This window comes from Deltaproteobacteria bacterium (genome assembly GCA_020848745.1).
Lineage (GTDB): Bacteria > Desulfobacterota > Binatia > UTPRO1 > UTPRO1 > UTPRO1.
The window spans coordinates 70,291-96,641 of sequence record JADLHM010000055.1 but is presented as its reverse complement, the minus strand read 5'-3'; the positions used below and the strand labels follow the sequence as shown (position 1 = coordinate 96,641).

General features: G+C 72.3%; 28 protein-coding genes and 2 tRNA genes. 13 read left to right on the top strand and 17 right to left on the bottom strand.

The window, feature by feature from the left end; genetic code table 11:
• Window positions 1-33: 33 nt before the first annotated feature.
• Both IT293_07655 and IT293_07650 read right to left on the bottom strand, forming a co-directional pair.
• Window positions 34-1,014, bottom strand: coding sequence for a radical SAM protein (locus tag IT293_07655; GenBank protein MCC6764524.1), 981 nt, complete (start codon window positions 1,012-1,014; stop codon window positions 34-36).
• 92 nt (window positions 1,015-1,106) lie between these two features.
• Entirely contained in the window at window positions 1,107-2,228 is a 1,122-nt protein-coding gene (locus IT293_07650; protein MCC6764523.1) for a pyridoxal-phosphate dependent enzyme, read from the bottom strand.
• 87 nt (window positions 2,229-2,315) lie between these two features.
• Between IT293_07650 and IT293_07645 the strand changes: the two genes are divergently transcribed.
• From IT293_07645 to IT293_07635, 3 genes are all read left to right on the top strand, one after another.
• The gene (locus IT293_07645) at window positions 2,316-3,398 is read left to right on the top strand and encodes a class I SAM-dependent methyltransferase (GenBank protein ID MCC6764522.1); all 1,083 of its coding nucleotides are present in this window, start codon (window positions 2,316-2,318) and stop codon (window positions 3,396-3,398) included.
• Between the two features lie 149 nt (window positions 3,399-3,547).
• On the top strand, window positions 3,548-4,570 hold the full coding sequence (locus tag IT293_07640; protein ID MCC6764521.1) for an MFS transporter: 1,023 nt from the start codon (window positions 3,548-3,550) through the stop codon (window positions 4,568-4,570).
• Window positions 4,571-4,605: 35 nt separating this feature from the next.
• Window positions 4,606-6,027, top strand: a complete 1,422-nt coding sequence (locus tag IT293_07635; protein MCC6764520.1) for an AarF/ABC1/UbiB kinase family protein — start codon at window positions 4,606-4,608, stop codon at window positions 6,025-6,027.
• Window positions 6,028-6,035: 8 nt separating this feature from the next.
• On the opposite strand, the gene IT293_07630 is transcribed toward IT293_07635, so the two are convergent.
• From IT293_07630 to IT293_07615, 4 genes are all read right to left on the bottom strand, one after another.
• Complete coding sequence (locus IT293_07630; GenBank protein ID MCC6764519.1) at window positions 6,036-6,581, bottom strand: GNAT family N-acetyltransferase; 546 nt, start codon at window positions 6,579-6,581, stop codon at window positions 6,036-6,038.
• Window positions 6,582-7,158: 577 nt separating this feature from the next.
• Window positions 7,159-8,184 carry a hypothetical protein gene (locus IT293_07625; GenBank protein ID MCC6764518.1) on the bottom strand — a complete coding sequence of 342 codons (1,026 nt, stop codon included), beginning with the start codon at window positions 8,182-8,184 and terminating at the stop codon, window positions 7,159-7,161.
• A gap of 176 nt (window positions 8,185-8,360) precedes the next feature.
• Entirely contained in the window at window positions 8,361-8,966 is a 606-nt protein-coding gene (locus IT293_07620; protein ID MCC6764517.1) for a glutathione S-transferase family protein, read from the bottom strand.
• Window positions 8,967-8,975: 9 nt separating this feature from the next.
• Window positions 8,976-9,620, bottom strand: a complete 645-nt coding sequence (locus IT293_07615; GenBank protein MCC6764516.1) for a pyridoxamine 5'-phosphate oxidase family protein — start codon at window positions 9,618-9,620, stop codon at window positions 8,976-8,978.
• A 47-nt stretch (window positions 9,621-9,667) separates the two neighbouring features.
• Here IT293_07615 and IT293_07610 point away from each other — a divergent pair, with 47 nt between their 5' ends.
• Together IT293_07610 and IT293_07605 are read left to right on the top strand one after the other, a co-directional pair.
• Window positions 9,668-10,990: an aminotransferase class I/II-fold pyridoxal phosphate-dependent enzyme gene (locus IT293_07610; protein ID MCC6764515.1), complete on the top strand. Its 1,323-nt coding sequence runs from the start codon at window positions 9,668-9,670 to the stop codon at window positions 10,988-10,990.
• Between the two features lie 71 nt (window positions 10,991-11,061).
• Window positions 11,062-11,844 carry a glucose 1-dehydrogenase gene (locus IT293_07605; protein ID MCC6764514.1) on the top strand — a complete coding sequence of 261 codons (783 nt, stop codon included), beginning with the start codon at window positions 11,062-11,064 and terminating at the stop codon, window positions 11,842-11,844.
• 3 nt (window positions 11,845-11,847) lie between these two features.
• Here the strand turns inward: IT293_07605 and IT293_07600 are convergent, their stop codons facing one another.
• Window positions 11,848-12,510 carry a biliverdin-producing heme oxygenase gene (locus tag IT293_07600; GenBank protein MCC6764513.1) on the bottom strand — a complete coding sequence of 221 codons (663 nt, stop codon included), beginning with the start codon at window positions 12,508-12,510 and terminating at the stop codon, window positions 11,848-11,850.
• A gap of 311 nt (window positions 12,511-12,821) precedes the next feature.
• Window positions 12,822-13,328 (bottom strand): VCBS repeat-containing protein, encoded by a 507-nt coding sequence (locus IT293_07595; protein ID MCC6764512.1) that lies wholly within the window; start codon window positions 13,326-13,328, stop codon window positions 12,822-12,824.
• Between the two features lie 82 nt (window positions 13,329-13,410).
• Between IT293_07595 and IT293_07590 the strand changes: the two genes are divergently transcribed.
• Both IT293_07590 and IT293_07585 read left to right on the top strand, forming a co-directional pair.
• Window positions 13,411-14,640 (top strand): acyl-CoA dehydrogenase family protein, encoded by a 1,230-nt coding sequence (locus IT293_07590; protein ID MCC6764511.1) that lies wholly within the window; start codon window positions 13,411-13,413, stop codon window positions 14,638-14,640.
• 2 nt (window positions 14,641-14,642) lie between these two features.
• On the top strand, window positions 14,643-15,101 hold the full coding sequence (locus tag IT293_07585) for a hypothetical protein (GenBank protein ID MCC6764510.1): 459 nt from the start codon (window positions 14,643-14,645) through the stop codon (window positions 15,099-15,101).
• A gap of 97 nt (window positions 15,102-15,198) precedes the next feature.
• On the opposite strand, the gene IT293_07580 is transcribed toward IT293_07585, so the two are convergent.
• Window positions 15,199-15,966, bottom strand: a complete 768-nt coding sequence (locus tag IT293_07580) for an enoyl-CoA hydratase/isomerase family protein (protein ID MCC6764509.1) — start codon at window positions 15,964-15,966, stop codon at window positions 15,199-15,201.
• Between the two features lie 113 nt (window positions 15,967-16,079).
• Between IT293_07580 and IT293_07575 the strand changes: the two genes are divergently transcribed.
• Window positions 16,080-17,510 (top strand): aldehyde dehydrogenase family protein, encoded by a 1,431-nt coding sequence (locus IT293_07575; protein MCC6764508.1) that lies wholly within the window; start codon window positions 16,080-16,082, stop codon window positions 17,508-17,510.
• Window positions 17,511-17,624: 114 nt separating this feature from the next.
• Here the strand turns inward: IT293_07575 and IT293_07570 are convergent, their stop codons facing one another.
• The 4 genes from IT293_07570 to IT293_07555 form a co-directional block, all read right to left on the bottom strand.
• Window positions 17,625-17,867 (bottom strand): hypothetical protein, encoded by a 243-nt coding sequence (locus tag IT293_07570; GenBank protein MCC6764507.1) that lies wholly within the window; start codon window positions 17,865-17,867, stop codon window positions 17,625-17,627.
• A gap of 241 nt (window positions 17,868-18,108) precedes the next feature.
• Window positions 18,109-18,182 (bottom strand) — tRNA-Arg (locus IT293_07565).
• Window positions 18,183-18,369: 187 nt separating this feature from the next.
• Window positions 18,370-18,786 (bottom strand): hypothetical protein, encoded by a 417-nt coding sequence (locus IT293_07560; protein ID MCC6764506.1) that lies wholly within the window; start codon window positions 18,784-18,786, stop codon window positions 18,370-18,372.
• Between the two features lie 281 nt (window positions 18,787-19,067).
• Window positions 19,068-19,156, bottom strand: a tRNA-Ser gene (locus IT293_07555).
• 131 nt (window positions 19,157-19,287) lie between these two features.
• On the opposite strand from IT293_07555, the gene IT293_07550 reads away from it, so the two are divergent.
• From IT293_07550 to IT293_07540, 3 genes are all read left to right on the top strand, one after another.
• Window positions 19,288-20,046, top strand: coding sequence for a urate hydroxylase PuuD (locus IT293_07550; GenBank protein ID MCC6764505.1), 759 nt, complete (start codon window positions 19,288-19,290; stop codon window positions 20,044-20,046).
• 10 nt (window positions 20,047-20,056) lie between these two features.
• Complete coding sequence (locus IT293_07545; protein ID MCC6764504.1) at window positions 20,057-20,788, top strand: hypothetical protein; 732 nt, start codon at window positions 20,057-20,059, stop codon at window positions 20,786-20,788.
• Between the two features lie 82 nt (window positions 20,789-20,870).
• On the top strand, window positions 20,871-21,233 hold the full coding sequence (locus tag IT293_07540) for a hypothetical protein (GenBank protein MCC6764503.1): 363 nt from the start codon (window positions 20,871-20,873) through the stop codon (window positions 21,231-21,233).
• Window positions 21,234-21,253: 20 nt separating this feature from the next.
• Here IT293_07540 and IT293_07535 read toward each other — a convergent pair whose 3' ends face one another.
• Window positions 21,254-21,706: a response regulator gene (locus IT293_07535; GenBank protein ID MCC6764502.1), complete on the bottom strand. Its 453-nt coding sequence runs from the start codon at window positions 21,704-21,706 to the stop codon at window positions 21,254-21,256.
• A gap of 10 nt (window positions 21,707-21,716) precedes the next feature.
• Window positions 21,717-21,926, bottom strand: coding sequence for a helix-turn-helix transcriptional regulator (locus IT293_07530; GenBank protein ID MCC6764501.1), 210 nt, complete (start codon window positions 21,924-21,926; stop codon window positions 21,717-21,719).
• A 252-nt stretch (window positions 21,927-22,178) separates the two neighbouring features.
• Between IT293_07530 and IT293_07525 the strand changes: the two genes are divergently transcribed.
• Together IT293_07525 and IT293_07520 are read left to right on the top strand one after the other, a co-directional pair.
• Window positions 22,179-22,721, top strand: a complete 543-nt coding sequence (locus IT293_07525; GenBank protein MCC6764500.1) for a hypothetical protein — start codon at window positions 22,179-22,181, stop codon at window positions 22,719-22,721.
• Window positions 22,722-22,859: 138 nt separating this feature from the next.
• On the top strand, window positions 22,860-24,653 hold the full coding sequence (locus tag IT293_07520; protein MCC6764499.1) for a hypothetical protein: 1,794 nt from the start codon (window positions 22,860-22,862) through the stop codon (window positions 24,651-24,653).
• On the opposite strand, the gene IT293_07515 is transcribed toward IT293_07520, so the two are convergent.
• Window positions 24,654-25,538 carry an OmpA family protein gene (locus IT293_07515; GenBank protein ID MCC6764498.1) on the bottom strand — a complete coding sequence of 295 codons (885 nt, stop codon included), beginning with the start codon at window positions 25,536-25,538 and terminating at the stop codon, window positions 24,654-24,656.
• Window positions 25,528-26,331, bottom strand: coding sequence for a MotA/TolQ/ExbB proton channel family protein (locus tag IT293_07510; GenBank protein MCC6764497.1), 804 nt, complete (start codon window positions 26,329-26,331; stop codon window positions 25,528-25,530). The genes IT293_07515 and IT293_07510 overlap by 11 nt, the downstream gene beginning before the upstream one ends.
• Window positions 26,332-26,351 lie beyond the last annotated feature (20 nt).

Here is a 26,351-nt window from a genome sequence, read left to right as displayed (position 1 = left end):
GCGATGCGACAGCCGCCGACCGGAACGGCGCCGTCAGCGACGGCCGCGCGGAATCGGCGCCGGTGTCGGCGCACGCGGCCGCATGAAGTCCGCGAGGATCTCGACGGACGTCGCGAGCGACCCGAGCGGGTTGGCCATCGCGTGCGAGACCGTGCGCACGCAGCCGAGCGCGCAGCCGGCCTCGCACGGCTTGTGCGCGTCGGCGTCGCGAAGATCGTCGAGTCCGAGGGTCTCGAGCGCCGGCGCGGCGCCAGCGACCTGGCTGCAGTACTGCACCCGGCCGTCGGGGTTCACATACAGGTACTTGAAGCCGCCGAGGCACTTCCACGGCCGGCGGAAATCGCCGACCAGCATCTCGGCCGCGTGGCGCCGGAAGAACGCCATCCCCGGGAAGAGCTCGTGCCGGCGCAGCAGCTCCGCGAAATGCTCGCCGCGGATGGCGATGCGCCCTTCTCCGTCGTGCAACAGGGAGAAGCCGAACTCGAAGTCGAACGGGTCCAGCAGCTCGCGGAACTGGGCGTAGCTGCGCCAGCTCTCCTCGGTGAGCACCGTCTGGATCTTCACCGGGAAGGCGGCGCGCGCGGCGAGGATCTGGAGCTTCGGCAGCACCGAGCGCAACGACTTCGGCAGACCGGGCTCGGGGTCGATGCCATCGACGCTCACCTGCATGCAGTCGAGCCCCGCCTCGTTGAAGCCGTCGACCAGCTCCGGGGTGAGCTTGAAGGCGTTGGTGATGATGGTGGCGAAGTTCATCCCCCCGCGGGTCGCCTTGACGCGGGCGACCAGCGGCACGATCTCGGGATGAAGAAGCGGCTCGCCGCCGAGCAGGTCGATCGTGAAGGCGCCGAGCTCACCGAGCCGGTCGATGCGGCGCGCGAGCACCTCGTAGGGCACGATCGACGCGCCGTTCGTGTACTCGTGGCAATAGCCGCAGGCGAGGTTGCACTCGCGGGTGACGACGATCTGGGCATGTACGGGGCGGCTGTCGAAGAGCCGCTTGATCCCCGTGAGCACGAACGCCGCCTTCCGCAATCGACCCCCCTCCGCGTCGCGACGGAATCGCCCGTCGCAGCGCCGGGGGGTGTACGCTGGCCTCGACCGAGAGGTCAAGACGGGAGGGCGCCGGGACCTTCCCCGAACACGTGGTGCACCTCGCGCGGCAGCTCCCGCCAATCCGGCAGGTTGGCGAGCGTCGCCGCCGGATCGGCGGCGCTGTACGTATGCCAGAAGAGGAGCGGCCGGCCGCGCCACGCGGGCGCCTGGCCGAGCGCGAGCGCGCCCGCGAGCGCCTTGGCGCCGTAGGTCGTCTCGAGCCGGAGCCCTTCGGTCGCCGCGAGCCTGCGCGCGGCGTCGACGGCCTCGGGCGTGACCACGCCGTATCCCGGACCGAGCCACTCCGAGCGGATGTCGAAGTCGCCGGGCGCGATCGCCGGGAGCGCCCCGGCGCCGAGACGCGCCAGCATCGCGAGCGCGCGCGCGGCGAGGCGGGCGAGGAACCGCGGCGACAACGGCAGCAGATCGGTCACGCGCACCGCGAGGACGCGGGTCGCGAGCCCGCCGAGCCTGAGCCCCGCGACCAGCCCGGCCACGGTACCGCCGCTTCCGAGCGGCACCACGACCGCCGCCGGCTCCGGCAGCGTGCCCGCGGCCACCTGCTCCGCGAGCTCCAGGCCCGCATTCACGTAGCCAAGGGTCCCGACCGCCGACGAGCCGCCCGTCGCCACGAGGTAGGGGCGATCGCCCGCGAGCGCGCCCAGCGCGATGAGGCCGAGGACGCGCCGGCGCGCGGCTCCGATCGATGGCACGGCGTGGATGGCCGCCCCGTAGGCGTGGTCGAGGACGAGCGCTCGGCGGACGTGCTCCGTCACCGGCTGCGGGATCAGCACGAGGTGCGCGCGGAAGCCGCTCGCGCGCGCGTAGATCGCCGTCGCGAGGGCGTGGTTGCTGCCGAGCGCGCCGGTCGTGAGGACGCTGCGGTGCCCGCGCGCGCGCGCGTCGGCGAGCAGCCACTCGAGCTTCCGCACCTTGTTGCCGCCATAAGGCGCGCCGGTGAGGTCGTCGCGCTTCACCCAGAGGTCGGCGAGGCCGACGTCGCGGCCGAGGTTCGCGAGGCGGTGCGCCGGCGTCGGCAGCACCGCCAGTGGCAACCGGGGCAGCCGCCCCGCAAGCGCGGGGAAGCGGCGCTCGAGTGCGAGCGGTTCCGCGCGGATCGGATCGGGCGTCGACACCCGGCGCGCATAGCACAGTCGTCTTGAACCGGCACGGCGCGGCTCCTAGAGTGTCGTGCGGAGCGATCCCCGCCCGGAGGAGCAACGATGGCCGCACCGCGTCCGATCGATCCCGAGAAGCTGGAAGCCACAGTGGAGCAGGTGTTCGGATACCTCGGCGGCGCGCTGGTCTCGTCGATGATCTACCTCGGCGACCACCTCGGCCTGTACCGCACCCTCGCCGCCGCCGAGGATCCCGTCACGAGCGTGGAACTCGCCGGCCGCACGGGCCTCGACGAGCGCTGGGTACGGGAGTGGCTGCGCGGCCAGGCAGCGGCCCGCCTCGTCGAGTACGCGGGCGACGGCCGCTTCGCGCTCTCGCCGGAAGGCGCGATGGTGCTCGCCGAGGAGCGCAGCCCCGCCTTCGCGGCCGGAGGCTTCTGCGGCCTCCCGCAGCAGTTCGCCGTGCTCGATCGGCTGCCCGAAGCGTTCCGCAGCGGGCTCGGCCTGCCCTACGACGCGTTCGGGCTCGAAGGGAACCGCGGCGTCGAGCGCATGTTCGCGCCCTGGTTCCGCAGCATGCTCGTGCCGGTCGCCCTGCCGGCGCTCGACGGCGTCGTCGCGAAGCTCGCGTTGGGCGCCCGGGTCGCGGACGTCGGCTGCGGGGCCGGCGTCGCGCTCATCGAGATGGCCAAGGCCTTCCCGCGCTCCGAGTTCCACGGCTACGAGATCGCGAAGTACGCGCTGCAACGCGCCGCCGAGAACCTCCGCGACGCGGGCGTCGAGAACGTCGTCTTCCACGACGCGAACGGAGACGCGCTCCCGCAGGACGCGCGCTTCGACCTCGTGACGACCTTCGACTGCCTCCACGACATGGCGCACCCCGCGCCGGTGATCGCGGCGATCCGACGCGGCCTCAAACCGGACGGCACCTGGCTCATCGCCGACATCAAGAGCCACCCGACCTTCGAGGAGACGCTCGCCAGGAACCCGATGGCCGCCATGATGTACGGCTTCTCGGTGCTGAGCTGCATGTCGTCGGCGCTCTCGGAGCCCGGCGGCGCCGGGCTCGGCACGCTCGGGTTCACCGAAGGCGTCGCACGCGACATGACACGGGCGGCGGGATTCACGCGTTTTCGCACCCTCGACTTCGACAACCCGATGAACGCGTACTACGAGGTGCGCCCGTAGCAGCGGCACGGCCCCCGCGGCCGCACGCGCGGCCGCGGGTCGCCTCGCGGCAGTTCTTCCTCTGCTTCGGCGCGAACTTCCTCCAGAACCTCGCCTTCACGCTCTACCTCCATCTCTCGGGATTCCTGCACGAGCTCGGTGCCGACGAGGTGCGCATCGGCGTGATCGTGAGCGTGACCGCCGCGACCGCGATCCTCTGGCGACCGCCCCTCGGCACCCTCATGGACGCGCGCGGCCGGCGGGGCGTCATCCTCGCGGGCGGCGTCTTGAACGTGCTCGTGTGCGCGCTCTACCCGACCGTACGCGACCTCGGCCCGTGGCTCTACGTCGTACGCGCCGCGCACGGGGTCGCGGAGGCGACGCTCTTCACCGCGCTCATGACCCACGCCGCCGACCTCCTGCCGCCGAAGCGGCGCACGGAGGGGATCGGCCTCTACGGCATCTCGGGATTGCTCCCCATGTCGGTGAGCGGCGTCCTCGGCGACGTCATCCTGCACTACGGCACGTACGCCGACCTCTTTCACGTCTCGACGGTCTTCGCGCTCACGTCGCTTCTCCTGTCGTTGCCGCTGCGCGACGTGCGCCACCCCGAGGGCGAGCTTCCCGGCCGCGGCTTCCTCGCCGCGCTCGGGCAACGCGACCTGCTCCCGCTCTGGTTCATCGGGCTCGTCTTCGCGACCGCGCTCACCGCGCAGTTCACCTTCGTGAAGACCTTCGTCCTCGAGACGGGGATCGGCTCGGTCGGGCTCTTCTTCACCGCCTACTCGATCGCGGCGGTCATCCTCCGGCTCGGCTTCGCGTGGGTGCCGGAGCGCGTCGGTCCGAAGCGGGCGCTCGCGCCCGCGCTCGCCATGCTGGCGATCGGCTACGTGCTCCTCGCGGGCGCGACGACACCCACCGCGATCGCGGTCGCCGGCGGGTGCGCCGGGCTCGGCCACGGGTTCACGTTCCCGATCCTCTCGGGGCTCGTGGTCGAGCGCGCGCGCACCGCGGAGCGCGGGGCCGCGACGTCGATCTTCACCGCGCTCTTCGACGCCGGCGCGCTGGTCGGCGGCCCGCTCCTCGGGGCGATCATCCGCGACGTCGGCTACGGCGCGATGTTCCTCTGCGCCGCCGGGCTCGTCGCGGTCGGGGGGCTCGCCTTCCTCGCCGCCGACCGTCCGGCGAGTTGACTTCCTCGCTCCCGGCCTTTCAATTGAGCCCGCTCGTGCTTCGTCCCTTTCCGTTGCCGCTGCCGACGCCCGACGGGCGCGATCTCCGCCGCCGGACCCGCCGGATCGTGACGATCGCGGCGCGCACGCTCGGTCCGCCGCTCGCGCGCCGCGTGCTCCGTCGGCCGCTCGGGCCGCAGGCGTTCGCGCGCCCGCTCCGGCGGCTCTTCGAGTCGCTCGGCGTGACCTTCGTGAAGTTCGGCCAGCTCGTCGCCTCGTCGCCCGGCGTGTTCGGAGACGCCGTCGCCGACGAGTTCCGCTCATGCCTCGACACGGGGCCGCTCGTGCCCCTCGACGACGTGCGGACCGCGGTTGCGACGACGCTCGGCCGGCCGCTCGCGGAGGTCTTCGCGCGTTTCGACCCGGCGCCCATCGGGCGCGCGTCGATCGCAGTGGTGCACCGGGCGGCGCTCCACGACGGGCGCGAGGTCGCGGTCAAGGTGCTGCGGCCGGGCATCGAGACGACCGTCGCGACCGACCTCCGCCTGATGGGTCCGCTCCTCGACGTCCTGGCGTTCCGGGTCGGCATCCCCGAGGCCGGCCAGCTCGTGCGGATGCTCGACGGGTTTCGCGAGCAGCTCGCCGAGGAGCTCGACCTTCGCAACGAGGCGCGCGCCATGGAGCACCATCGCGACCTCGCCCGCACGCTCCGCCTCGAGCGCATCGTCGTGCCCGCCCCGTACCCGGAGCTCTCGGGCCAACGCGCGCTCGTCATGGACTTCCTCGACGGCGTGCCGATCGACGACGTCGCCGGCATGGCGAGGCTCGGCCTCGACGCCCGCCCGCTCCTCGGGCAGCTCGTGCGGGCATGGTTCATCACGGCGCTCCGCGACGGGACGTTCCACGCCGACGCGCACGCGGGGAACATCCTCGTGCTGCGCGACGGCCGCGTCGGCGTCGTCGACTGGGGCATCGTCGGCCGCCTCGACGCGCGCACGCGGCGCTTCCTGCGGCGCACCGTCGAGGGCGCGCTCGGAGACGAGAGCGCGTGGGGCGACATCGCCGACGAGTTCCTGGCGAGCTACGGGCCGGCGCTGATCGACGGTCTCGGGCTCGACCGCGACGGCCTCGCCGCCTTCTCGCGGAGCGTCGTCGAGCCCATGCTGACGCGCCCCTTCGGTGAGGTGAGCCTCGGCAAGTTCCTCGCCGCCTGGCAGGGCAACGTCGCCGCGGCCGAAGGGCGGCCGCGCGAGCGTCCGACCTGGCGTCGGATCCTCGCGCGCTTGAAGCGCCAGCGCGCGATGCACGTCGGCGTCGCGCGACACGGCGGGCGCGGCACGGAGTTCGACCGCGGCACGTTCCTGCTCGGGAAGCAGCTCCTCTACTTCGAGCGCTACGGGAAGATGTTCCTCGGCGACACGTCGCTCCTCGCCGACCGCGCCTTCTTCGAGGAGCTGCTGCGCACACCGGCGGTCTGACGCCCGCCTCAGCCGATCGTCGGAACCGCTCGCACCTCGCGGCGCATCGCGACCCGCAGCCGCATCGGCAACCCGCGGCGGTCCTCCGCGGCGACCAGCTCGGCGAGCTCCGGTCCGAGCTCGCGTGGTGCGAGCGCGCGAAAGCCGAGCGTCGCGTAGTAGGGTGCGTTCCACGGCACGTCGCGGAACGTCGTGAGCGTCACGGCGCCGAGCCGGACGGCACGCGCGGCGTCGACCACCGTCTCGACGAGCGCCCGTCCGATCCCGCGCCGACTCCACGCGGGCAGCACGTCGAGCTCCACGAGATGGAGCGCATCGTCGAGCGGATCCGCGCAGGCGAATCCGACAGAGACGTCGTCGGCCGCGGCGGCCGCGACCCAAAGCTGGCCGCGCGTGAGCGCGGCGGCGAGCGCGGCGCCGGGCGTCACGACTTCCGAGAGACCGACAAGCGCCGGGATGCCATCGAAGCGTGCACCCGCCTCGCGCTCGATCTCACCGATGCGCCCGAGCTCCGCCGCCCGCGCGGCGCGGATCATCCAGTGTGAACCGCTCATCGCCCCCGCCTACCGTACGCCGCCGCAAAAAAGAGAACGGGCCGCCGGAGCAACGCTCCAGCGACCCGCTCTCGAACTCCCCGGGCCGGACTCGAACCAGCGACCATTCGGTTACACGTCGTCCCGCCGTTTCCGGCGGGCGTGGACTATCTCATCACCGTATCCAACGGACGTAGGTGGCGGGCGCTCGTGGGGAGGTTATTCTTTCGTCACTCCCTAGTCTCTGCACCTTCCCCCCACCCTGCCGGTCTCGCGACCGGGTCATTGGGAGGCTTGGCTCAGGGTTCCCGTATGCCCGGCAGGCTGCCGACAACCGACCGTCGGCTCCGTCGCTTCCGGCCGCTTCTCGGCAGCCTGCCTCGCTTCGCACTTAGGCTTCCCTGAATTCACCCGCTTTTCACTCGCCGGTTTCCCGACGAGGCTGCATTTCTACAGCCGAACGCTCTACCAACTGAGCTACCGGGGACCACTGCGGCACCGGAAAAACCGGGCTCTTATAGTGGAGGGCGCCGACGACCGCAATCCGTCCAGCTCGTCACAGCCGGCAGATGACGCCTCGGATGACCGGGTGCGGCAGTCAGCGCGCGAGCGTCCGCGCGGTATGGGCGACCACCGTGGCGAGGGCGCGCACCGCCATCGGAACCTCGACGTGGGAGCGCTCGAGCCACACCGATCGCACCTTCCAATGGTCGGCGAGCGCCTGCACGTCGCGCGGCGGCACCTGGCGATCGTAGCGGAGGCCGACCACGGCGCAGCCGTCGCGGCGGCGCGGCGCGGGCAAGCGGCACGGCGCAACGGGGTCGAAGAGGCGGAGCAGCGTGCGCGCATCGCGCACGTCGTCGCGGGCGAGCGCGGCGTGATCGGCCGCGCGCGCGAGCCCGCGCGGCGGGAGCCACAACCGTCCCGGGTGGGCGCCGGCGAGGATCGGTACGCAGGCGTCGAAGCGCGAGGTCGTCGCGGCGAGCAAGGCCGTGACGGTGCCGCCGATGCCGACCCCCGTCGCGAGGATGCTGCGGTAGCCGAGTTGGCGCGCCCACGCCTCGGCCGCGACGCCCGCGTGCACGCGCCGCACGATCGTCACGAGCGCGCGGCCGACGCTCCGCGCCCAGAGCGCTTCGCCGCCGTCGGGCCGGGGATCCGGCATCGGGATGGCCACGTCGAACCCCGCCCGCACGAGGGCGCCCGCGAGGCGGCGCGCGACGAGGTCGGCGAGCGCGCCGACGCCGCGACTCACGACCACGAGGATCCGCGACGAGCCCGGCCCCCGATGGTGGCGGAGCGACGCGTCGCCCGGGCTCGCGAGGCCGTGGACCAGCGGCGCCCGACCGCGATACACGTCGACCGGGCGCCGCCCCCGTCCGCGTGTCACCCGCGTGAAGCACGGCGGCGGCGCGAACGCCCAGAGCGCGCCGCGCGCCGCCGCCCCGTGCACCGCGCGACACGCGGCGCGGTCCACGCCGCCCCGGAAGTGTCGGCCGCCGAGAAGACGCGCGCCGACCGGCGCCACCCGTTCCGCCATCCGTACCCACGTCGGCCGGCCGATCGCCACCGCGCCCGGGGCGTCCTCGACGTCCGGCATCCACGCGACCAACTCGCCCGCCATGTCGTCGCGTAGAGCAAGGAACGCTCCCGACCCCGATGCCCGCGGGCACCGCGGTTACACGCGGCGGCCGCCGTCACCCGACGTCAACCGTCGTCAAGGCCGATCACGATCAGCACGCGCCGTCACGCGGCGAGTCGCGACCGGCGGCGCCGCCGCCTCGAGCGCGAGCGCGTCCGTCAGCGGTGCGTGATCGGCACGTGGCGCGGCTCGGCGCGCACGCGCCCAAGCCAGCGTCCGACCGCCGGATAGCGGCCAAGGTCGAAGCCGCCCTCGTCGGCGACGTGGGAGTAGGCGTAGAGAGCGATGTCCGCGATCGAGTAGCGGTCGCCGACGAAGAACGGGCGCTCCGACAGGTGGTGCTCCATGACGCCGAGCGCGGCATAGCCGAGCGGCCGCTTCTGCTCGATCGCGGCGCGCCGCTCGGGCGTGAGCTCGGTGTAGTGGAGCCAGAAGCGGACGGTGGCGATGTTGGGCTCGTGGCTGTACTGCTCGAAGGACATCCACTGGAGGACCTGCGCGCGGAGCCAGCGATCGTCGGGCAGGAACGGCGTCCCCTCGGCGAGGTAGAAGAGGATGGCGTTCGACTCGGCGAGGAAGCGTCCGGGCTCGACCTCGAGCAGCGGGATTCGGCCGTTCGGGTTCTTGGCGAGGAACGCCGGCGTCCGCGTCTCGCCCTTCGTGATGTCGAGCTCCACGAGCTCGAACGGGATCGCCCGCTGCGCGAGAAGCAGACGCACCTTGTAGCCGTTTCCGGAGGGCAGGTAGTCGTAGAGTCGCAGCATCGGTCCTCCTCAGCCGCGCCCGTGGGCGACGGCGAAGCGCGGGATCGCGTGCGCGGGATCGAGGCGCGGGTCGGGCACCGGCGCGCCCGAACGGAGCCCGAGCGGGATCACGCCGGCCCAGACCGGCCAGTCGTAGTCGCCCTCGTCGTCGATCGGCGGGCCGCTCCGGACCTTCGCGGAGCCCTCGTCGATCGGCAATCGGAGCACGAGCGTCCCGGTGATCTCGTCGTCGGTCGGCGGACGCACGCTCGCGTACCGCCCCGGCGCGACGTGCTCGACGAGCGCGCGGAGCGCGGCCTGCTTTTCGTCGGGGTCGACGACCTCGGTCGCGGTACCGAGCAGCACGACCGAACGATAGTTCATCGAATGGTGGAACGCCGAGCGGGCGAGCACGAGGCCGTCGAGCAGCGTGACGGTGACACAGAGACCGACGCCGCCCCGGCCGGTCCGCAACATGCGGCTGCTCGGGGAGCCGTGCAGGTAGAGGTCGTCCGCGATGCGCGCGTAGGCCGTCGGCAGCACGAACGGCTGGCCGTCGGCGACGAAGCCCACGTGGCAGACGAGGGCTTCGTCGAGGATGCGGAGGATCGCGGCATGGTCGTACACGCCGCGCTGGGCGCGCCGCTTCACGGTGGTGCGGGGGGTCGGACTCATGAGAGGCACTTGCGGTACTCCTTTCGTACTGGTACAAACGTTAATACGTGACAGTACGATACGGAATCGCCGGCGCCACCGCAAGCGCGATCGCGGGCAGCATCGAGGCGGGCATCCGCGACGGCCGTCTCGCGAGCGGCGCCGCGGTCCCCGCCGTCCGCGCCCTCGCGGCGCGCCTCCGGGTGAGTCCGAGCACCGTCGCCGCCGCGTACCGGACCCTCACCGGCCGCGGCCTCCTCCAAGCGGACGGTCGGCGCGGCACGCGCGTCCGTCATCGCCCTCCGCTCCCGACCCGGGCCAGCGCAACGGTGCCGGCGCACGTCCGCGACCTCGCCAACGGAAGCCCGAATCCCGCGCTGCTGCCCTCGCTCCGCGCCGCGCTCGCGACGATCGACCCGCAGCCGCGGTCGTACGGCGAGCGCGCCGACCTGCCGGAACTCCTCCGCCTGGCGGCCGAGCGACTCGCCCACGACGGCATCCCGGCGGACGCGCTCGCCGTCGTGGGCGGCGCCCTCGACGGCATCGAGCGCGCGCTGCAGGCGCACCTCCGTCCCGGCGACCGCATCGCGATCGAGGATCCCGGATATCCGGGCGTGATCGACCTCGTCGCGGCCCTCGGCCTCGTGCCTGAGCCGGTCGCGCTCGACGACGCCGGCATGGTGCCGGACGCGCTCGCGCGCGCCCTCCACCGCCGGGTCGCCGCCTGCATCGTGACGCCGCGCGCCCAGAACCCGAGCGGCGCAGCGCTCGACGCCGCCCGCGCCGGCGAGCTCCGTCGCCTCCTGAAGAAGCATCCCGACGTGCTCGTCATCGAGGACGACCACGCGGGGCCGGTGGCCGGCACGCCGGCGTCCACCCTCTGCGACGCCGAGCGCGCCCGCTGGGTGGTGGCGCGGTCGGTCTCGAAGTCCCTCGGTCCGGACCTCCGCCTCGCCGTATTGAGCGGCGACGCCGCCACCATCGCCCGGGTCGAAGGGCGCCAGCTCATCGGCGCCGGATGGGTGAGCCACGTGCTGCAACGGTTGGTCGCGAGCTTCTGGGCCGACGCCGCGACCAGCGCGCTCGTCGCCCGGGCGGCCGCCGCCTATACCGCACGCCGCGCCGAGCTGATCGCCGCGCTCGCGCGCCACGGCGTCGCCGCGCACGGACGCTCCGGGCTGAACGTCTGGGTCCCGGTACCGGAGGAGGTCCCCGTCGTGCGGAGCCTCCTCGCTGCCGGCTACGCGGTGAACGCGGGCGAGCGCTACCGGATCGCGAGCGGTCCCGCCATCCGCATCACGATCACCACGCTCGACGCCGACGAGGTGGCGCCGCTCGCCGCTGCGGTCGCGGCGAGCCTCGCCCCGGCGCGCCGGACGCATTCACCGTAACGCCGCCCCCCGCGCGCGCCGAGTTGGCAGCCGCGAGCCGCCGTGCGAAAGAAGCCGCCCGGAGGCACACCATGGCGAACACGGCACGGAAGGTCGGCTTCATCACGGGCGGCGGCAGCGGCATCGGGCTCGGCATCGCGACCGCGCTCGCGGCGACGGGCGCGCGCATCGCGCTCATGGGCCGCGGCGGCGAGAAGCTCGCGCGTGCCGCGAGCGCCCTTCCCGCCTCCGCCGAAGCCTTCACGGTCGCGGGCGACGTCGGTAACGAGGCCGACGTCGAGCGCGCCGTCGCCGCGGTCGTCGACCGCTTCGGGCGACTCGATTACGGCGTGAACGCCGCCGGCACGGGCAGCGTGGGCGGCGTCGCCGATCAGCCCTTCGAGTCGTGGGCCTTCGTGCTGCGCACGAATCTCGACGGTACGATGCTCGCCCTCAAGCACGAGGCCGCCGCGATGCTGAAGCTCGGCAACGGCGGCAGCATCGTGAACGTGTCGTCGATCGCCGGCGTGCTCACCCACCGGCTGATGAGCGCCTACTGCGTATCGAAGGCGGGCGTCGAGATGCTCACCCGTTGCGCCGCCGACGAGCTCGGCGAGCACGGGATCCGCGTGAACGCGCTCCGCCCCGGCCTCGTGCCGACCGACCTCGCCGCGCCGCTGGCCTCCCATCCACTCGCGCGCGCCAACTACGAGTCGCTGATGCCGCTCGGCCGCCTCGGGACGGTGGAGGATGTGGCCGCGACGGCGGCGTTCCTGCTGAGCGACGCCGCGTCCTGGATCACGGGCCAGGTGTTCGCCGTCGACGGCGGCCACACGTTGCGCGGCGGCCCCGACGTCTCGCTGACGATGACGTGAGCTCTACACCGCGGGCGCGCGGCGCGTGACGCGCTCGACCGCGGTGATCTCGTCCAACACGTGGGTCATGCCCTTGCACATCATGCTGGCGGCGTCCGCCATCACCTTCACCTCCGCCGACTCGAAGCCGGTCGCCTCCATGTCGATCTTGAAGTCGAGCCAGCGCTGACGCTGCGCCTCGCCGTACGGATCCAGGAACTGAACGCCCTGCCCCGGCGGCAGGCGGTACGCGAGGCGGGCGCGCTTCGCCATCTGGCGGCCGCCGTTCTTGGCGTCCTCGAGCACGTAGGCGATCCCGAGCAGCGACAGGGGCGCGCGCACCGCCAGGCCGTCGATCATCTCGACGAGCACGCTCGTCGACGCGAGCGGCGTGAGCCGCTGCAGCCCGACGCCGAAGCACGCGAGATCCGACGCGATGGCCGGCGTGTGGAAGTAGTGGTCGCGCACGACGAAGCCGAGCGCGGGCACGACGGCGCGCAGGCGGCCGAGATGCCATTCGAGGGCGCGGTGCACGAAGAAGAGCTGGCTCAGCCAAGCGACGTACGTGCTGCGCGAGAGCAGGCCGGCCGCGAGGTCGCGGGAGATGGGGTGCAGCTTCAGGATGCGCTGCGGCTCCACCGTGGCCCCGGCGAGCTGACGCATGACCCCGTCGATGATCGGACGCATGTGGCGCCGGGTTTTCAAGTTGGATGCCACGCGGCAGGTCTCCGCGCCGACCGCGGCGGCATTGCCCCGACGGCGCGCGCGCCCGGAGCGCACGAGCCGAGTCCCGACGTGCACATGGACGCCGCGCGCCGGCGCGGATCCCACGCCGGTCGATCGGGCGGACGCCATCGCGTGCCGCAGCGCCAAGCGCACGCGCGGCGCCGGACCCCCGCGTGGCAGCCATGCACGGAGTCGGCGGCCGTGCACGAGGCGCGGGAGACGCCTGGTTGCCGCATCGAATCCGTACCGGCGGGATCGCCGCGCCGGAGGCGTCACTTCCCGCGCGCGGCCGGCGCCGGCGCCTCGGAGAGCGCGCCGGCGGCGAACGCCAAACGCGCCTTCCCGGGGACGCTCGGGCAGCACGACGCGTCCTGCGGGCCGTAGGTCTTGAGCGCGAGCTCGACGCTCGAGGCACCGATCGTACAGCCCTCGACGACGCGTACGCCCTTGCCGCCGACCTCCTTCGGCATGGAGGCGCCGTAGCCCCGGGGCGTCGAGGTGAGGAGGGTAGCGTACTGCGTCCAGTCGTTGCCGCCGCCAACCCCTTCGATCGTGTAAATCACGACCACGTCCGTGTGTCCGTCACCGTCCACGTCGCCCTCGCAGCTCTTGCGGACGTCGCGCGGGGCCTGCCCGTGGACCCGCTGCGCGTGCGACGCGATCCACGCGTTGGCATAGCCCTGCCAGCCCGCCGCCGCCGGCTGCGCCGCCGCGCCGCCCGGACCGCGCACCATCGTCGCCATGGCCACGAAGCACGCCCCCACGAGTCGTGATCGCACGCATCGTCTTCTGCACGACGGCCGATGTGTCTTCAACCGGGGCGGGGCGTGATAGGACCTCCCCTCGAGGAGAAATGAACCCATGGCGGTCGATTTCACGCTGAGCCCCGAGCTCGAAGCCATCCGTGCCCGCGTCCGCGACTTCATCCAGAACGTCGTCCGCCCGGGCGAGGCCAAGATCGGCAACAAGGACACGATCGAGCGCAGCGACTACGTGAAGCTGCTGCTCGCGATGCGCGCCGAGGCCAAAGCCGCCGGCCTCTGGCTTCCCCACATGCCGAAGGAATGGGGCGGCATGGGGCTCGGCCACGTCGAGCTCGCCATGGTGCAGGCCGAGGCGGCGAAGGCCTCCTACGGCCCCTGGGTGCTGAACTGCCAGGCGCCCGACGAGGGCAACATGCACACGCTCCTCCATTGGGCGACCCCGGCGCAGCAGGAGAAGTACCTCCGGCCGCTCTGCGATGGCCACGTGATGAGCTGCTTCGCCATGACGGAGCCCGAGGTCGCGGGCTCCGACCCGACGCTCATCCAGACCAAGGCTGTCCGCGCCGGCGACGACTGGGTCGTGCACGGGCACAAGTGGTTCATCTCGAACGCGCGGCGCGCGAGCTTCGCGATCCTGATCGCGCGCACCGAGGATCACCCGGAGCGGCCGCAGGCCGCCAACACCGGCTTCATCGTCGACCTCCCCTCGCCCGGCTGGACGCGCGTACGCGAGGTCGAGACGATGCACGGCGCGACCGGACACTCCGAGATCCGCATCGAGGATCTGCGCGTGCCGAACGAGAACGTGCTCGGCGGCCGCGGCCAGGGACATCGCCTCGGACAGTATCGGCTCGGGCCCGCACGCCTCGCGCACTGCATGCGCTGGATCTCGCAGGCGGAGACCGCGATGGAAATGATGGTCGACCGCGCGACCAAGCGCTTCGCGCACGGCTCGCTCCTCTCCGAGAAGCAGGGCATCCAGTGGATGATCGCCGACTCCACCATGGAGCTCTACCAGTGCAAGCTCATGGTGCTGCACGCCGCCTACAAGATCGACCGCGGCCTCGACTTCGTCTCCGAGGTGTCGATGGCGAAGCACTTCGTGGCGAACGCGCTCGGCCGCATCATCGACCGCGCGATCCAGGTGCACGGCGCGCTCGGCTACTCGACCGACACTCCGCTCGCGCACATGTTCCAGCACGCGCGCTGGGCGCGCTTCGCCGACGGCCCCGACGAGGTGCACCAGATGCGCATCGCTCAGCGCACGCTCGCGGCCTGGCGGGAGCACGGAAGCAGCCGGAAGGCGACCGGCGACCTGCCGCTGTGACGATGCCGGCGGCGTGCCCGCGCACCCGGATCACGGTCGGCGCGCTCCTGCTCCTCGCCGCGTGCCAGCGCACGACGGGCACGCTCAGCGACGCGCAGCAGCAGCGCTTCGAGTCGGAGCGGGTCGTGCGCCGCGCGATCGACCTGCCGATGCGACGGACCCACGACAGCGGCGCGCGCGACGCGGGCTGGGAGGAGAGCGTCGCCTCGATCGTCGTGACCGAGCGGAGCGTCGCCATCCACCAACGCGACTACTTCTGGCTCGAGATCACGCCGCGCTCGACCGGCGTCTACACGGTGGCGCGCGACCACGAGCGGCTGAGTCTCCGCGCCGGCAGCGGCAGGTCGGCGACCAGCTGGTCCTTCCGCCCGCCCGAGGACGCCGCGGGCTGGGCCGCGGACATCCGCACGGTGATCGCCGGCACGGCGGGCGCGCGGCGCCGCGAGCGCGACGAACGGTGACGGGCAGCCGCGCGGCGTCCCGGCGGTCGTGGGTCTCCGTCCTGTCGGGGAGCCGCGCACCCCGGCGTCCGCCCCCACGGCTCCACCCCGGTCGGCGTCAGAGCTTCGAGAAGTCCGGCGGCCGCTTCTCGAAGAACGCCATGATCGCCTCCATGTTTTCGGGCGTCCCGACGCGCTCGACGAAGCCGGCGTCCTCGCGGACCCGCGCCGCGCGGATCTGCTCGGCGCGCGTCGCCAGCAGGAGGCGTTTGGTGTGGCGGATCGAGCCGATCGGGCCCGCCGCCATCTTGGCCGCGAGCGCGAGCAGCGACGGCAGGAGCTCCGCGCGCGTGGAGACGCGCGACGCGAGCCCGAGCTCGAGCGCGCGCCGGGCGTCGATCCAGTCGCCCGTGTAGAGCACCTCGGCCGCGCGCTGGTACCCGACGATCAGCGGCAGCATGAAGCTCGCCGCCGCCTCCGGCACCACGCCGAGCGGCACGAACGGCGCCCGGAGCCGCGCCTCCTCCGCGAGATGCACCACGTCGCAATGGAGGAGCATCGTGAGCCCGATGCCGACGCCGACGCCGTTGACCGCCGCGAGCAGCGGCTTGTCGAAGTCGACGAGCACGTCCATGAAACCGCCGAACGGATGCTCGGCGTCGCCGGGCGCGGCCGACATCTCGCTCAGGTCCTGGCCCGCGGTGAAGGCGTCGCCGGCGCCCGTCACCACGACGGCGCGCGCGCGGGAGTCGCCGAGCAGCTCGCGCAGCAGATCGCGCCCCTCGCACCACATCTGGCGGTTGAAGGCGTTGCGCTGGCGGGGGCGGTTCCAGGTGACGATCGCCACGCCGTCACGGATCTCGAGAAGCACGGTCTCACGAGCCATCGCGCACCCATACCACAGGCCGTGGCGAGGGTCCTACGTGGCCGCGCGCTTGCATGGAGGCCGGGCCTCTGCGACATCGATCGGAGCGATTTTCCACGAGGAGGAGCAGCACCATGCGCGAACATCTCGACTTCTACATCGACGGCCAGTGGGTGAAACCGGCCGTTCCGAAGACCCTGGACGTCGTGTCGCCGGCCACCGAAGAGGTGATCGGGCGGATCAGCGTCGGCGGCGCCGCCGACGTCGATCGCGCGGTGGCCGCCGCGCGGAAGGCCTTCGAGACCTTCTCGCGCACGACGCGCGAGGAGCGCGTGGCGTTGCTCGAGCGCATCATGGCGGTCTACCAGACCAGGCTCGGCGAGCTCGCCGAGACGATTTCGCTCGAAATGGGCGCGCCGATGTGGCTCGCGAACGCGGCGCAGGCGCCCTCGGGTCTGGCCCACCTGATGCAGACGATCGAGGTTCTCAAGGGCTACAGCTTCGTCGAGAACAAGGGCACGACGCGCATCCTGCACGAGCCGGTCGGCGTCTGCGGCTTCATCACGCCGTGGAACTGGCCGGTGAACCAGATCATGTGCAAGGTCGCGCCCGCCCTGGCCGCCGGCTGCACCATGGTGCTGAAGCCGAGCGAGATCGCGCCGCTGAACGCCATCCTCGTCACGCAGGTGCTGCACGAGGCCGGCGTCCCGGCGGGCGTCTTCAACCTGGTGAACGGCGACGGTCCGACGGTCGGCGTCGCGCTGTCCTCCCACCCGGGCATCGACATGATGTCGTTCACGGGCTCGACCCGCGCCGGCGTCCAGGTCGCGAAGAACGCCGCCGACACCGTGAAGCGCGTCGCGCAGGAGCTCGGCGGCAAGTCGGCCAACGTCATCCTCGAAGACGCCGACCTCGAACGCTCGGTGAAGGGCGGCATCCGAAGCTGCTTCATGAACAGCGGCCAGTCGTGCAACGCCCCGACGCGCATGCTGGTGCCGCGCAAGCGCCACGCCGAGGCGGTCGCGATCGCGAAGGCCGCCGCCGAAGCGACGATCGCGGGCGATCCGAACGCCGAGGACACGCAGATCGGCCCGGTCGTCAGCAAAGCGCAGTTCGACAAGATCCAGGGCCTCATCCAGAAGGGCATCGCGGAGGGCGCCGAGCTCGTCGCGGGTGGTCCCGGCCGTCCCGACGGCCTCGCGCGGGGATACTTCGTGCGACCGACGGTGTTCGCGAACGTGCGGAACGACATGACGATCGCGCGCGAGGAGATCTTCGGGCCGGTGCTGTCGATCCTCCCCTACGACACCGAGGAGGAGGCGATCCGCATCGCCAACGACACCGTGTACGGCCTCTCGGGATACGTGGCGTCGGGAGACCCGGAACACGCGCTCAGGGTCGCATCGCGGCTGCGCACCGGGAACGTCCACCTGAACGGCGCGGGCGCCGACTTCGCCGCGCCCTTCGGCGGCTACAAGCAGAGCGGGAACGGCCGTGAATGGGGCGCGTACGGCTTCGAGGAGTTCCTCGAGGTGAAGGCGGTGATGGGCTGCGCCGAGAGCTGACTCGGCGAGCACGACGGCGCGGACACGCTCGCCGCCCCGACCGATGCCACGCACCGCGGCATCGGTCGGGCGCGTCGTCACCCTTGTATCGGCCCGACCCGGAACGACCGAAGATCACGCCCGCGAAGAGCCGGACGGCGCGCCGCTCTCGGCGCCGGCAACGAAGGGGGCGGCCGGAGCGGAGCCGAAGACTTCGCCATCGTCGTCGGTCGCGCCGAGCACCCACCACACGAGGGCGTAGAGTGCGACCGCCACCATGACGGTGGCGATCGCCGTGACCGTCGTACCGGGATCGACGGCTGGTGCGCGCCGGCGGGGGTACGGCGCGCCCCGAGCCACGGAGCGCAAGCCAGGCATGCAACGACGCTATCCGGAGCACGTTCGGCGCGCAGGATGCGCGCGTCCGGCATTCACCCGAGACGACGCGGAAAACGAGGGTAGCAGCCCGCCGGGTCCACCTGAGGCGGCGTCCGAGGTGGCCCGCACGACGCGACCGGCGAGCCTCGCGGGCGCTCGAGGCGGGATGCGGTGCCGCGGCCTCCCACTCGGCTCGCCGTCACGGATCCGGTGCAGCCGCGCCGCTACCCGAATCGCTCAATGCGCCCAGCAAGATTCGAACTTGCGACCTTTTGATTCGTAGTCAAACGCTCTATCCAACTGAGCTATGGGCGCGTGAAGGGGCGCACCCTACTAGCCGGGTCGGCGGCCGTCAACTTCGGCGGGCTCCGGTTGGCTCCGAGACGGCCCGATGGCCCGCGGCCGATCGTGCAGCGGGAGCGTCGGCGTCATTCCCGGCGCGAGGAGCCTCGCCGGCGCGCACGGTCCGTGCTGCGCGCCGGCGTCGGGGGGAGTCGGTCCGCTACTCCACGCAGCTCGCGCCGCAGTCGGCGGCATCCTCGGAGCACGCCTGGCGGTCGGCGGCAAGCTGCGTCGCGACCTCGTTCTCGCAGCCGGCAAGCTCGATCTTCGCCTGCTCCTTGCACTGCTTGAGAGCGGCCTTGGCGGCTCCGCCGCATTGCTTCAGGTCGACCCCGCAGAGCCCGACGCAGTCGGCGCGCGCGTCGATCGCGTCGCTGTCGCAGATGACGCGGGCGTCGGCGGCGTCCGCCTCACACTGCTGACGGCCGATCCGGCCCTCCAGGTTCGCGGCGCTCATGCAGACCGCCGACTCCTGTCGGCACTCAGCCGCGCAGCTGAGCTCGCATTGCGCGAACGCCGTGGCCGCGGCGAGCACCGCGGCCACGGCCGATCCGATCGCGATCATCGTGGACTTCATGCCATCCTCCTCCAGACGAGTTCGGGACGGCACGGTGCAACGCGAGTGCCATGACGTGGGGCACGCGCGATTGCGCGGCGCGGCCCCGCGCACGCGGCGGAAATCCGAGGCGGGCACGGCCCCCACGCGACTTGTCACGGCGGACGCGGCGGCGTCCGCCGTCCCGCCCGGCGGCGACCGCCACGACGACGACGCCGGACCCGCACGCACTTGTCAGCGCGGGTGCGCGGCGACCGTCCGTCTCACTCGACGGCCGGAGCCGCTGCCGGTCGGCGGGAGAGCGGAGAGAGAGGGATTCGAACCCTCGGTAGAGTGTTACCCCTACACACGCTTAGCAGGCGTGCGCCTTCGACCACTCGGCCATCTCTCCATCCCGGTCGGCCTCTGGCGGTTTACCCCACGACGGCGCGCCTGGCCAGCGTGCGCGCGCTCCGTTCCCAAACTTGACAACCCTGGGGAGCGGCTCTAAGCCCGTCGCGAAATCGCGCAGGAGGTGGGGTCATGGAAGTGATGCCAATCGTCGAGTCGCTCTTCCGCTGGATCCACGTGGTCGCGGGAGTCCTGTGGATCGGCCTGCTCTATTTCTTCAACTGGGTGAACGCGAACGTGATGCCGAAGCTCGACGGCGAGACCAAGAAGAAGCTGGTCCCCGAGCTGATGCCGCGCGCGCTCTACTGGTTCCGTTGGGGCGCCGCCTTCACGTGGGTGACCGGCATCTACCTGCTGCTGTACCTCTTCTACCATCACAAGCTCGCGCTCCAGGACGCCGACGCCGGCCTCGGCATCCTTCCTGGCCTGATGCTCGTGCTCGTGCTGGTCGCGCCCTTCATCTACGACCCGCTCGCGAAGGGGCCCCTGAAAGACCCGCAGACCGCGTTCGGCGCGGGCGTCGTGCTCGCGACCGTGCTGCTCTTCGTGTTCCAGTGGGTCGGCGGCTTCGGCTTCCGCGGCTATTCGATCCACCTCGGCGCGACTTTCGGCACGATCATGGCCTTCAACGTGTGGTTCCGGATCTGGCCGTTGCAGCGCGCGATCATCACCGCGACCAAGAACGGCACCGCGCCCAATCCCGACGACGTGGCGCTCGCCGGCTTGCGCTCGAAGCACAACACCTACCTGTCGGTGCCGCTCATCTTCATGATGATCGCGCAGCACGCGACGTGGGCGTCCAATCCGATCACGCTCGGCGTGATCGTGCTGGTGGGGTGGGCGATCGTCTACCACATCTACGATCGCGCGGCGAAGGTCCAAGGTTTCTAAGCCGACCCTCGTGCTGCTGTTCGCGCTCGCGTCCGTGCTCGGATGCGAGCGCGTGCCGCCGACGCCGCGGGTCGTCGGCACGCCGACGCCGCTCGACCCGGCGACGACCGGGACGATCGCCGGACGCGTCCTCTTCGAGGGCGTTCCTCCCCCGCCCCGCACGATCGCAATGGAGAGCGACCCGACCTGCGCCGCCGCACACCCTGGCGGCCTCGTCGTTCGCGACGTCGAAGGAGCGGACGGCGGCCTCGCCGACGCGTTCGTCTACGTCGCGTCCGGGCTCGAGGATCGCGTCTTCGCGCCGCCGACGGCGCCCGTCGTGATCGACCAACGCGGCTGCCGCTACGTGCCGCGCGTGGCGGCGGCGCAGGTCGGGCAGCCGATCGTGTTCAAAAGCAGCGACGACACGCTCCACAACGTCCACGGCGAGCCGCGCGCCAACGCGCGCTGGAACTTCGGCCTGCCCGGCCCGTCCACGGAGCGGACGATGGTCCTCGACGCGCCCGAGGTCATGGCGACGGTCCGCTGCGACGTGCACCCGTGGATGCGGCTCGAGTTGAGCGTCGTCCCCCATCCCTACTTCGTCGTGACCGGAGCGGACGGAACGTTCCGGCTCCCGAACGTGCCCGCGGGCGCGTACACCCTCGCGGCCCTCCACCCCACTCTCGGCCGCCGCGAGCTGGCGGTGACGGTCGCCGCTGGCGCGACCGCGATGGCAACCATCCGCTTCGCCTCGCCTTGACACCTCGGCGGGCGGCTCCTACACTTCCCCGCTTTTCGCGGTGAGCGGCCGCCAACCACGCCACGCAGGAAGGAACCACCCGATGCGCCATCAAGATCTCGAGACCGAGTCACAGAATCTCCTCCGGAAGATCGTCCGCACCGTCGACAAGCGGCTGCAGATCCAGCTGAACGACGGCCCGACCCCGCAGGATCACCTGCTCTCGCTCGGCCTCGCCCGCGGCCATCAGCAAGCGACGATGGAGCTCTCGGTGGAGGAGCTGCGCCGCGCCGGCGAGAGCTCGCGCGACTCGTCGATCCTGCGCGAACGCATCAAGCGCACCCACGAACGGCTCTGCTTCCCGAAGAAGCCGGAACGCTTCTTCGACACCAGGGCGATTCGCCCGGGGAGCGAGGCGTTCGCGAACTTCCGGCCGTCGGGGGGCCGCTCGGGCGGTCGCCGCTAAGGCGAGCGCCCTCCCCCGCTTCATGCCGCGCCGGGCGCCTCCGCGTCCGGCGGCGGTGCCCCGGTGAGTACGCGCAACGCCTCGGCGAACCGGTGATCGGTCGCCGGCTTCGGCAAAAAGCTGTTGGCGCCGCTCTTGTAGCAGTCGAGGATCAGCGTCTCGTCGTCACCCGCGGCGGTGAGCACGATGACCGGCGTGCCGTGGAAGGTCGGGTCGCGACGGATCCACCGCAGCACGTCGATGCCGTTCATCAGCGGCAGGTGCAGATCCAACAGGATCAGATCCGGCCGCGGCCGCACCTGCGGCGATTCCGCGAGTCGCTCCACCGCCTTCGCGCCGTCGCCCACGACCTCGACCTCGCACGGCAGGATGGACGTCACGGCCTGACGCGTGATCACCACGTGGTCGAGATTGTCCTCGACCAGCAGGATCGTGAGGGGCCGGCCGTCGCGCGGACTCGGTCCCCGGAGCATGCGAGCCCGCTCAGCCTTCGGACGGCGTGTTCAGTTGCGGGCCGGGGCCACCCTTTTCGGACGCGAGGTCGTAGAGCGCCTTGCGCGCGAGGCGGGTCGGGCTGTTGTGACCGTTCTCCCAGCGGTTCACGGTCGCGACGGTGATCCCGAGGCGGTGCGCGAACTCTTCCTGCGTGAGACCCAGATTGTGGCGCAACGTGCGGATGTTCTCGGCTTCCATGTTCAACGGTCCTCCGGTTTGGCGAAGTGACGACAAAGCTCTGCCTGGTACGGGAGCAACTGATATGCCACCCGGCATGACCGGAAATCCTTGGAATCTCGGTCGTTGGCGATCGGCGGCCCGTCGGGCGTGCGCCACTTCGTTGGCTCGGCGTCACGGCGTTGGCGCCGGCAGGGCCCGCGAAGGACGCTTGCCCGGTCACGGACGGCATACGATAGTGGCTGCTGCCAATCCCTCCGGAGGACTCCATCCATGACCAAGACGCTGGGCTCGATAGCCGCTCTCGCCCTTTCGCTGACCTTCCTGGCCGCCGGCCCCGCCCACGCGCGCGCCACGGACGTCGACTGCGAGGCCGCGCAGAAGGAGGCCAAGGCCGCCCTCGACGCCGCCTGCCCCTGTGACGGGGTCGGGAGCCACGCCGACCACGTCCGGTGCGTCACCCGGAAGCTCCGCGAGCTCAGCGCCTGCGGACCCGACGCGAACGGCAAGCGCAGCTGCGGATCGGTCCCGCGCGCCTGCGTCGCGAAGATCCGCCGGCTCGCGTCCCGATCGGCCTGCGGCAAGGCGGCCGAGACCGTCACTTGCTGCGTCGCGAAGCAGCGCGATTGCGCGGGCGACTCGAAGCCCGGGGACGGCGCGAAGGACGGCACGTGCACCGGCACCAAGCGCAGGTGCGATCGGGTGACGGAGTGCATGGTTCCGCGCTGCGAGATCGCGGCATCCGCCGAGCGCTGCACCGCGATCGGCGGCACGGTCGGGACCGGCCGCGACTGCAGCACGGCCTGCGGCGAGTAGTACGACCGCGCCGCGCGGCGGCGCTTCGGAAGACTACAACGCATCGCGCATGCCGGCGGCGCGCGATCACGCGCCGGAGATAATCACAGGCGGCAGCCGCGACCTCGCGTGCTAGCTTGGTCGGACCCCCCGATGGCGATGGCTCCGACAGGACTCAGCCGGATCGTGCGCGATCCGGCTCCCGATCCGCCGTCGCGCGCGCCGAACGACGCCATCGAAGGGCCCGCGCTCGCGGCGGTGGTTCGCATCGTCGAGCTGCAGCTCCGCCAAGTGCCGCTCGACACCCTGACGGCGGACGCGCTTCCGGCGGTGCTCGATCTCTTCGAAGCGCCGGCGGGCGCACTGCTGCTCTACCGCCGCGAGGACGCGGTCCTGACGCTCGCCGCCGCGCGCGGGCTCGCAGTCGCGGGCGCCGAGGCGCTCGGCGTGCTCCGCTGGGGCGACGAGGAAACCTCGGAGATGCCGCTCCGCGCGCTCGTCGACCGCAAGATCTACGTCGTCGGCGAGCCCGCGCAGGATCCGTTCATCCGGCGCTTGATCGGAACGGATCAGCGCCGCCCGGTGTCCTCGGTAGCCGCCGTGCCGCTCTACCGCTGGCATCTGCCGGTCGGCGTGCTGCTCGTGCTCGGCGGCACCGCGCCGCTCGCCTCCGAGGCGTTGCTCGCGCCCTCCTTCGCCTATGCCGTCCTGTCCCTCGCACTCTCGACCCTCATGTGGGCGCGCGAGGAGCGCGGCGCGACGCCGCTTCCCGCCCCGGACGTGGCTCCGTCGCCGCTCATCTGCGTACCGTGGATCGACCGCCGCGAGCGCGCGGCGGCCGACGACCGGCCCCGCGCGATGGATCTCGCCGAGCGTTCCGAGGAGCGCTCCGCGCTCGACGCGACGCTGCAAGAGTTGCGCGGCGTCGTCACGCGCATGGACGCCGAGCGGCAGGCGACGGCGCGCGAGCGGAGCGCGCTCACCGATCGGCTCGCGAGCTTCGAGCAGGAGCACCGGAGGCTCGCCGCCCAGCTCGCGATCACGGAGGAAGACCGCAACCTGCTCGCGTCGCGGCTCGCATCGCTCGAGGAGGTGCTGGCGGCGAAGCTCCCGGTCGGTGCCGCTTGCGCCGCGTCTCCGGTCGCCGACGCCGCGGCCGTCGCATCGTCCGCGACGCCCGCCGCGCCCGCGTCGCCACCGGCCGCGACAACCGCTCCCGAGCCCGAGGCCGGGCCGGAGCTCGCGGCGCCGCGCGCCGTTCTGCCGACCTCGGGCGATCCGGCGCAGCACCGCGTTCTCGAGCCCGATCCGATCCTCCGCGACCACATCCAGACCGCGCTCGCGAGCGCGATCCCCGCGGGACGCGGCAGCGTCACGGTGCTGAACCTCGCGGGCTGCGACGGCGGGCGCATCGCCGAGATGACGGCGGCAGGCGAGAGCGGCGTACCGCTGGTCGGCTACGCCTCGCATGCCGAGTCCGGCAGCCGGATCCTCGGTCCGCTCCGCTGCTTCGTGACCCCGCCGAGCGCCGCCGAGATCGCGGCCGCCGTCGAGGGCGCCGGCCGCGGCAACCGACGTACGATCCTCCTCACCGAGGACATCGACGGATTCATGGCGGCGAAAGCGGCGCTCGTGAAGGCGGGCCATTCCGTTTCGATGGCATGCGACGAGAAGCAGGCGCTCGATCTGCTCGCCATCCTGCGCCCCGACACGGTCGTGATCGACGTGCGGCAGGCCGGCCAACCCGCCGTCGAGTTCCTCGACGCGCTCGGCCCGGAGAGCGGCCGCGTGCTGACGCTGATCGTCCACGGCGACGCGACCGGCGCATCGCTCGCTCGCATCGCCGAACGCATGATGCGGTCGTCCGCCCTCGACGTGAACGAGCTCGTCAAGGTCTGCCGCAACGCCCTGCCCGACCCGAAGCGCGCGGGCGCCGCGCCCGGGCGGCGCTGATCAGGATACCGAGTCGCGCCCGGGAACCAGGCGCAGCTCGACGCGGCGATTGCGCGCGCGGCCGTCGGCGCCATCGTTCGGCGCCACCGGCCGCGCGTCGCCGTAGCCGGCCGCGAAGACGCGGCTCGTGAGCGCCGGGTCGTCGGCCGCCAAGGCGTGCGCCACGCGCGCGGCGCGTGCGAGCGAGAGGTCGAGATTCGAGCGGAACGGCCCCGCGTGCAACGGACGGTCGTCGGTGTGCCCCGAGACCTCCACGACGAGATCCGGCCGCGCCGCCACGAGCGCCCGTACGGCGTCCAGCACCGCGCCGGTGTCCGGCAGGAGCTCCGCGCTGCCGGAGGCAAAGCCGATCGTGTCGCCGATTGAGAGGATGACGCCGCCGCCCTTGACGGCGACGTGCACCACCTCTTCGAGCCCTTCCGCCGTGACGAACGCTTCGAGCTCGCTCGCGAGCGAGCGGGCAGGCGCGGCCGTGACGCCCGTCCTCGGCGGCACGACGACCGCAGCGGCGACGCGCGCTGGAGACTCGGTCGCTGGCTCAGAACGCGCGCCGGGAACGGCCGCGGCCGCGCCGAGTACCGCCGACTCCGCCGGCGCCGTGGAGACGGTCATCACAGGCGGCTCTTCGAAGCGCGCCAGCGAGAGCGCGTCCGGCCCGCGCCGCGTCGGCGCCTCCACGAGCGGCGGCGCGGACACGACCTGCCGCAGCGCCGCGCGCGGCGAACGCGGCGCCGCGATCGGTCCCGCACCGCCCCCGAGCACCGCCGCCACCAGGACGAAGGCGAAGAGCTGCAGCACGAGGTCGCTGAAGGTCACGAGCCAGCCGTTCGAGTCCTCCTCGAGGAAGGACGCCCCGGCGCTCCGCGCTCGCGGGTCAGGCCGCACGGTCGGCGAGGGTCAGGGCGGCGGACGAGGCATCGCCGCGCGTCGGCAGTGCGAACGCCCCGCGCAACATCTGTTCGATGCGGGTCGGATATTCCTTGCGTTGCACCATCAACGTGCCGTCCGCAATCAACTGCATCGTCGCGTGGCGGCGGTCGAGGTGCGCGTGCAGCTTCGTCGCGAGCGGCAGGACGACCACGTTGGCGAGCACGGCGCCGTAGAGAGTCGTCGTGACCGCGATCCCAAGTCCCGGACCGATGGCGGCGAGATTCGTCGCGTTGCCGAGGTTGTGCAGCAGGTGGGCGAGCCCGATCAGCGTCCCGATGAGGCCGAAGGCGGGAAAGAGCTTCCCGAGCAGCAGCACCACCTGACGCGCGTTCTCACCTTCCACCGACGCTCGCCGCACCTCGCCGGCGAGCGCCCCCGCGAGCCCCTCGTCGTCGCGCCCTTCGGTCGCGAGCATGATCGCCGCGCACAGGAACGGATCGTCTGCCTGCGCCGCCGCGCGCTCGAGCGCCGGCGCCCCTTCGAGCCGGTGGATGCGGGCATAGCGCTTGAGCGTCGCGAGGATATCTTCGGGATCCGCGGGCTCCTCGAGCGCCGCCTGGACCAGCTGCCACGCGCGCGCGATGCGCTCGCGGGAGAACGTCATCGCCGTGACGCCGAGCCCGCCGCCGATGGTGATCACGAGCGCCGTCGGATCGAGCAGCCCGACCGCCCCCGCCGCCACGGTGAACACCACCGCCCCGACCAACGAGGCCCGGAGCCGTCCGCGAATCCATGACCGATACGCCATGCCCCGGTGACAGCAGGTTC

Bases quoted from the DNA above. Each gene is read 5' to 3' on its own strand.
- IT293_07645 (MCC6764522.1), top strand. From the start codon at position 2,316: ATGGCCGCACCGCGTCCGATCGATCCCGAGAAGCTGGAAGCCACAGTG.
- IT293_07630 (MCC6764519.1), bottom strand. From the start codon at position 6,581: ATGAGCGGTTCACACTGGATGATCCGCGCCGCGCGGGCGGCGGAGCTC.
- IT293_07625 (MCC6764518.1), bottom strand. From the start codon at position 8,184: ATGGCGGGCGAGTTGGTCGCGTGGATGCCGGACGTCGAGGACGCCCCG.
- IT293_07620 (MCC6764517.1), bottom strand. From the start codon at position 8,966: ATGCTGCGACTCTACGACTACCTGCCCTCCGGAAACGGCTACAAGGTG.
- IT293_07615 (MCC6764516.1), bottom strand. From the start codon at position 9,620: ATGAGTCCGACCCCCCGCACCACCGTGAAGCGGCGCGCCCAGCGCGGC.
- IT293_07605 (MCC6764514.1), top strand. From the start codon at position 11,062: ATGGCGAACACGGCACGGAAGGTCGGCTTCATCACGGGCGGCGGCAGC.
- IT293_07600 (MCC6764513.1), bottom strand. From the start codon at position 12,510: ATGCGTCCGATCATCGACGGGGTCATGCGTCAGCTCGCCGGGGCCACG.
- IT293_07590 (MCC6764511.1), top strand. From the start codon at position 13,411: ATGGCGGTCGATTTCACGCTGAGCCCCGAGCTCGAAGCCATCCGTGCC.
- IT293_07585 (MCC6764510.1), top strand. From the start codon at position 14,643: ATGCCGGCGGCGTGCCCGCGCACCCGGATCACGGTCGGCGCGCTCCTG.
- IT293_07580 (MCC6764509.1), bottom strand. From the start codon at position 15,966: ATGGCTCGTGAGACCGTGCTTCTCGAGATCCGTGACGGCGTGGCGATC.
- IT293_07575 (MCC6764508.1), top strand. From the start codon at position 16,080: ATGCGCGAACATCTCGACTTCTACATCGACGGCCAGTGGGTGAAACCG.
- IT293_07570 (MCC6764507.1), bottom strand. From the start codon at position 17,867: ATGCCTGGCTTGCGCTCCGTGGCTCGGGGCGCGCCGTACCCCCGCCGG.
- IT293_07560 (MCC6764506.1), bottom strand. From the start codon at position 18,786: ATGAAGTCCACGATGATCGCGATCGGATCGGCCGTGGCCGCGGTGCTC.
- IT293_07550 (MCC6764505.1), top strand. From the start codon at position 19,288: ATGGAAGTGATGCCAATCGTCGAGTCGCTCTTCCGCTGGATCCACGTG.
- IT293_07540 (MCC6764503.1), top strand. From the start codon at position 20,871: ATGCGCCATCAAGATCTCGAGACCGAGTCACAGAATCTCCTCCGGAAG.
- IT293_07535 (MCC6764502.1), bottom strand. From the start codon at position 21,706: ATGCTCCGGGGACCGAGTCCGCGCGACGGCCGGCCCCTCACGATCCTG.
- IT293_07530 (MCC6764501.1), bottom strand. From the start codon at position 21,926: ATGGAAGCCGAGAACATCCGCACGTTGCGCCACAATCTGGGTCTCACG.
- IT293_07525 (MCC6764500.1), top strand. From the start codon at position 22,179: ATGACCAAGACGCTGGGCTCGATAGCCGCTCTCGCCCTTTCGCTGACC.
- IT293_07520 (MCC6764499.1), top strand. From the start codon at position 22,860: ATGGCTCCGACAGGACTCAGCCGGATCGTGCGCGATCCGGCTCCCGAT.
- IT293_07510 (MCC6764497.1), bottom strand. From the start codon at position 26,331: ATGGCGTATCGGTCATGGATTCGCGGACGGCTCCGGGCCTCGTTGGTC.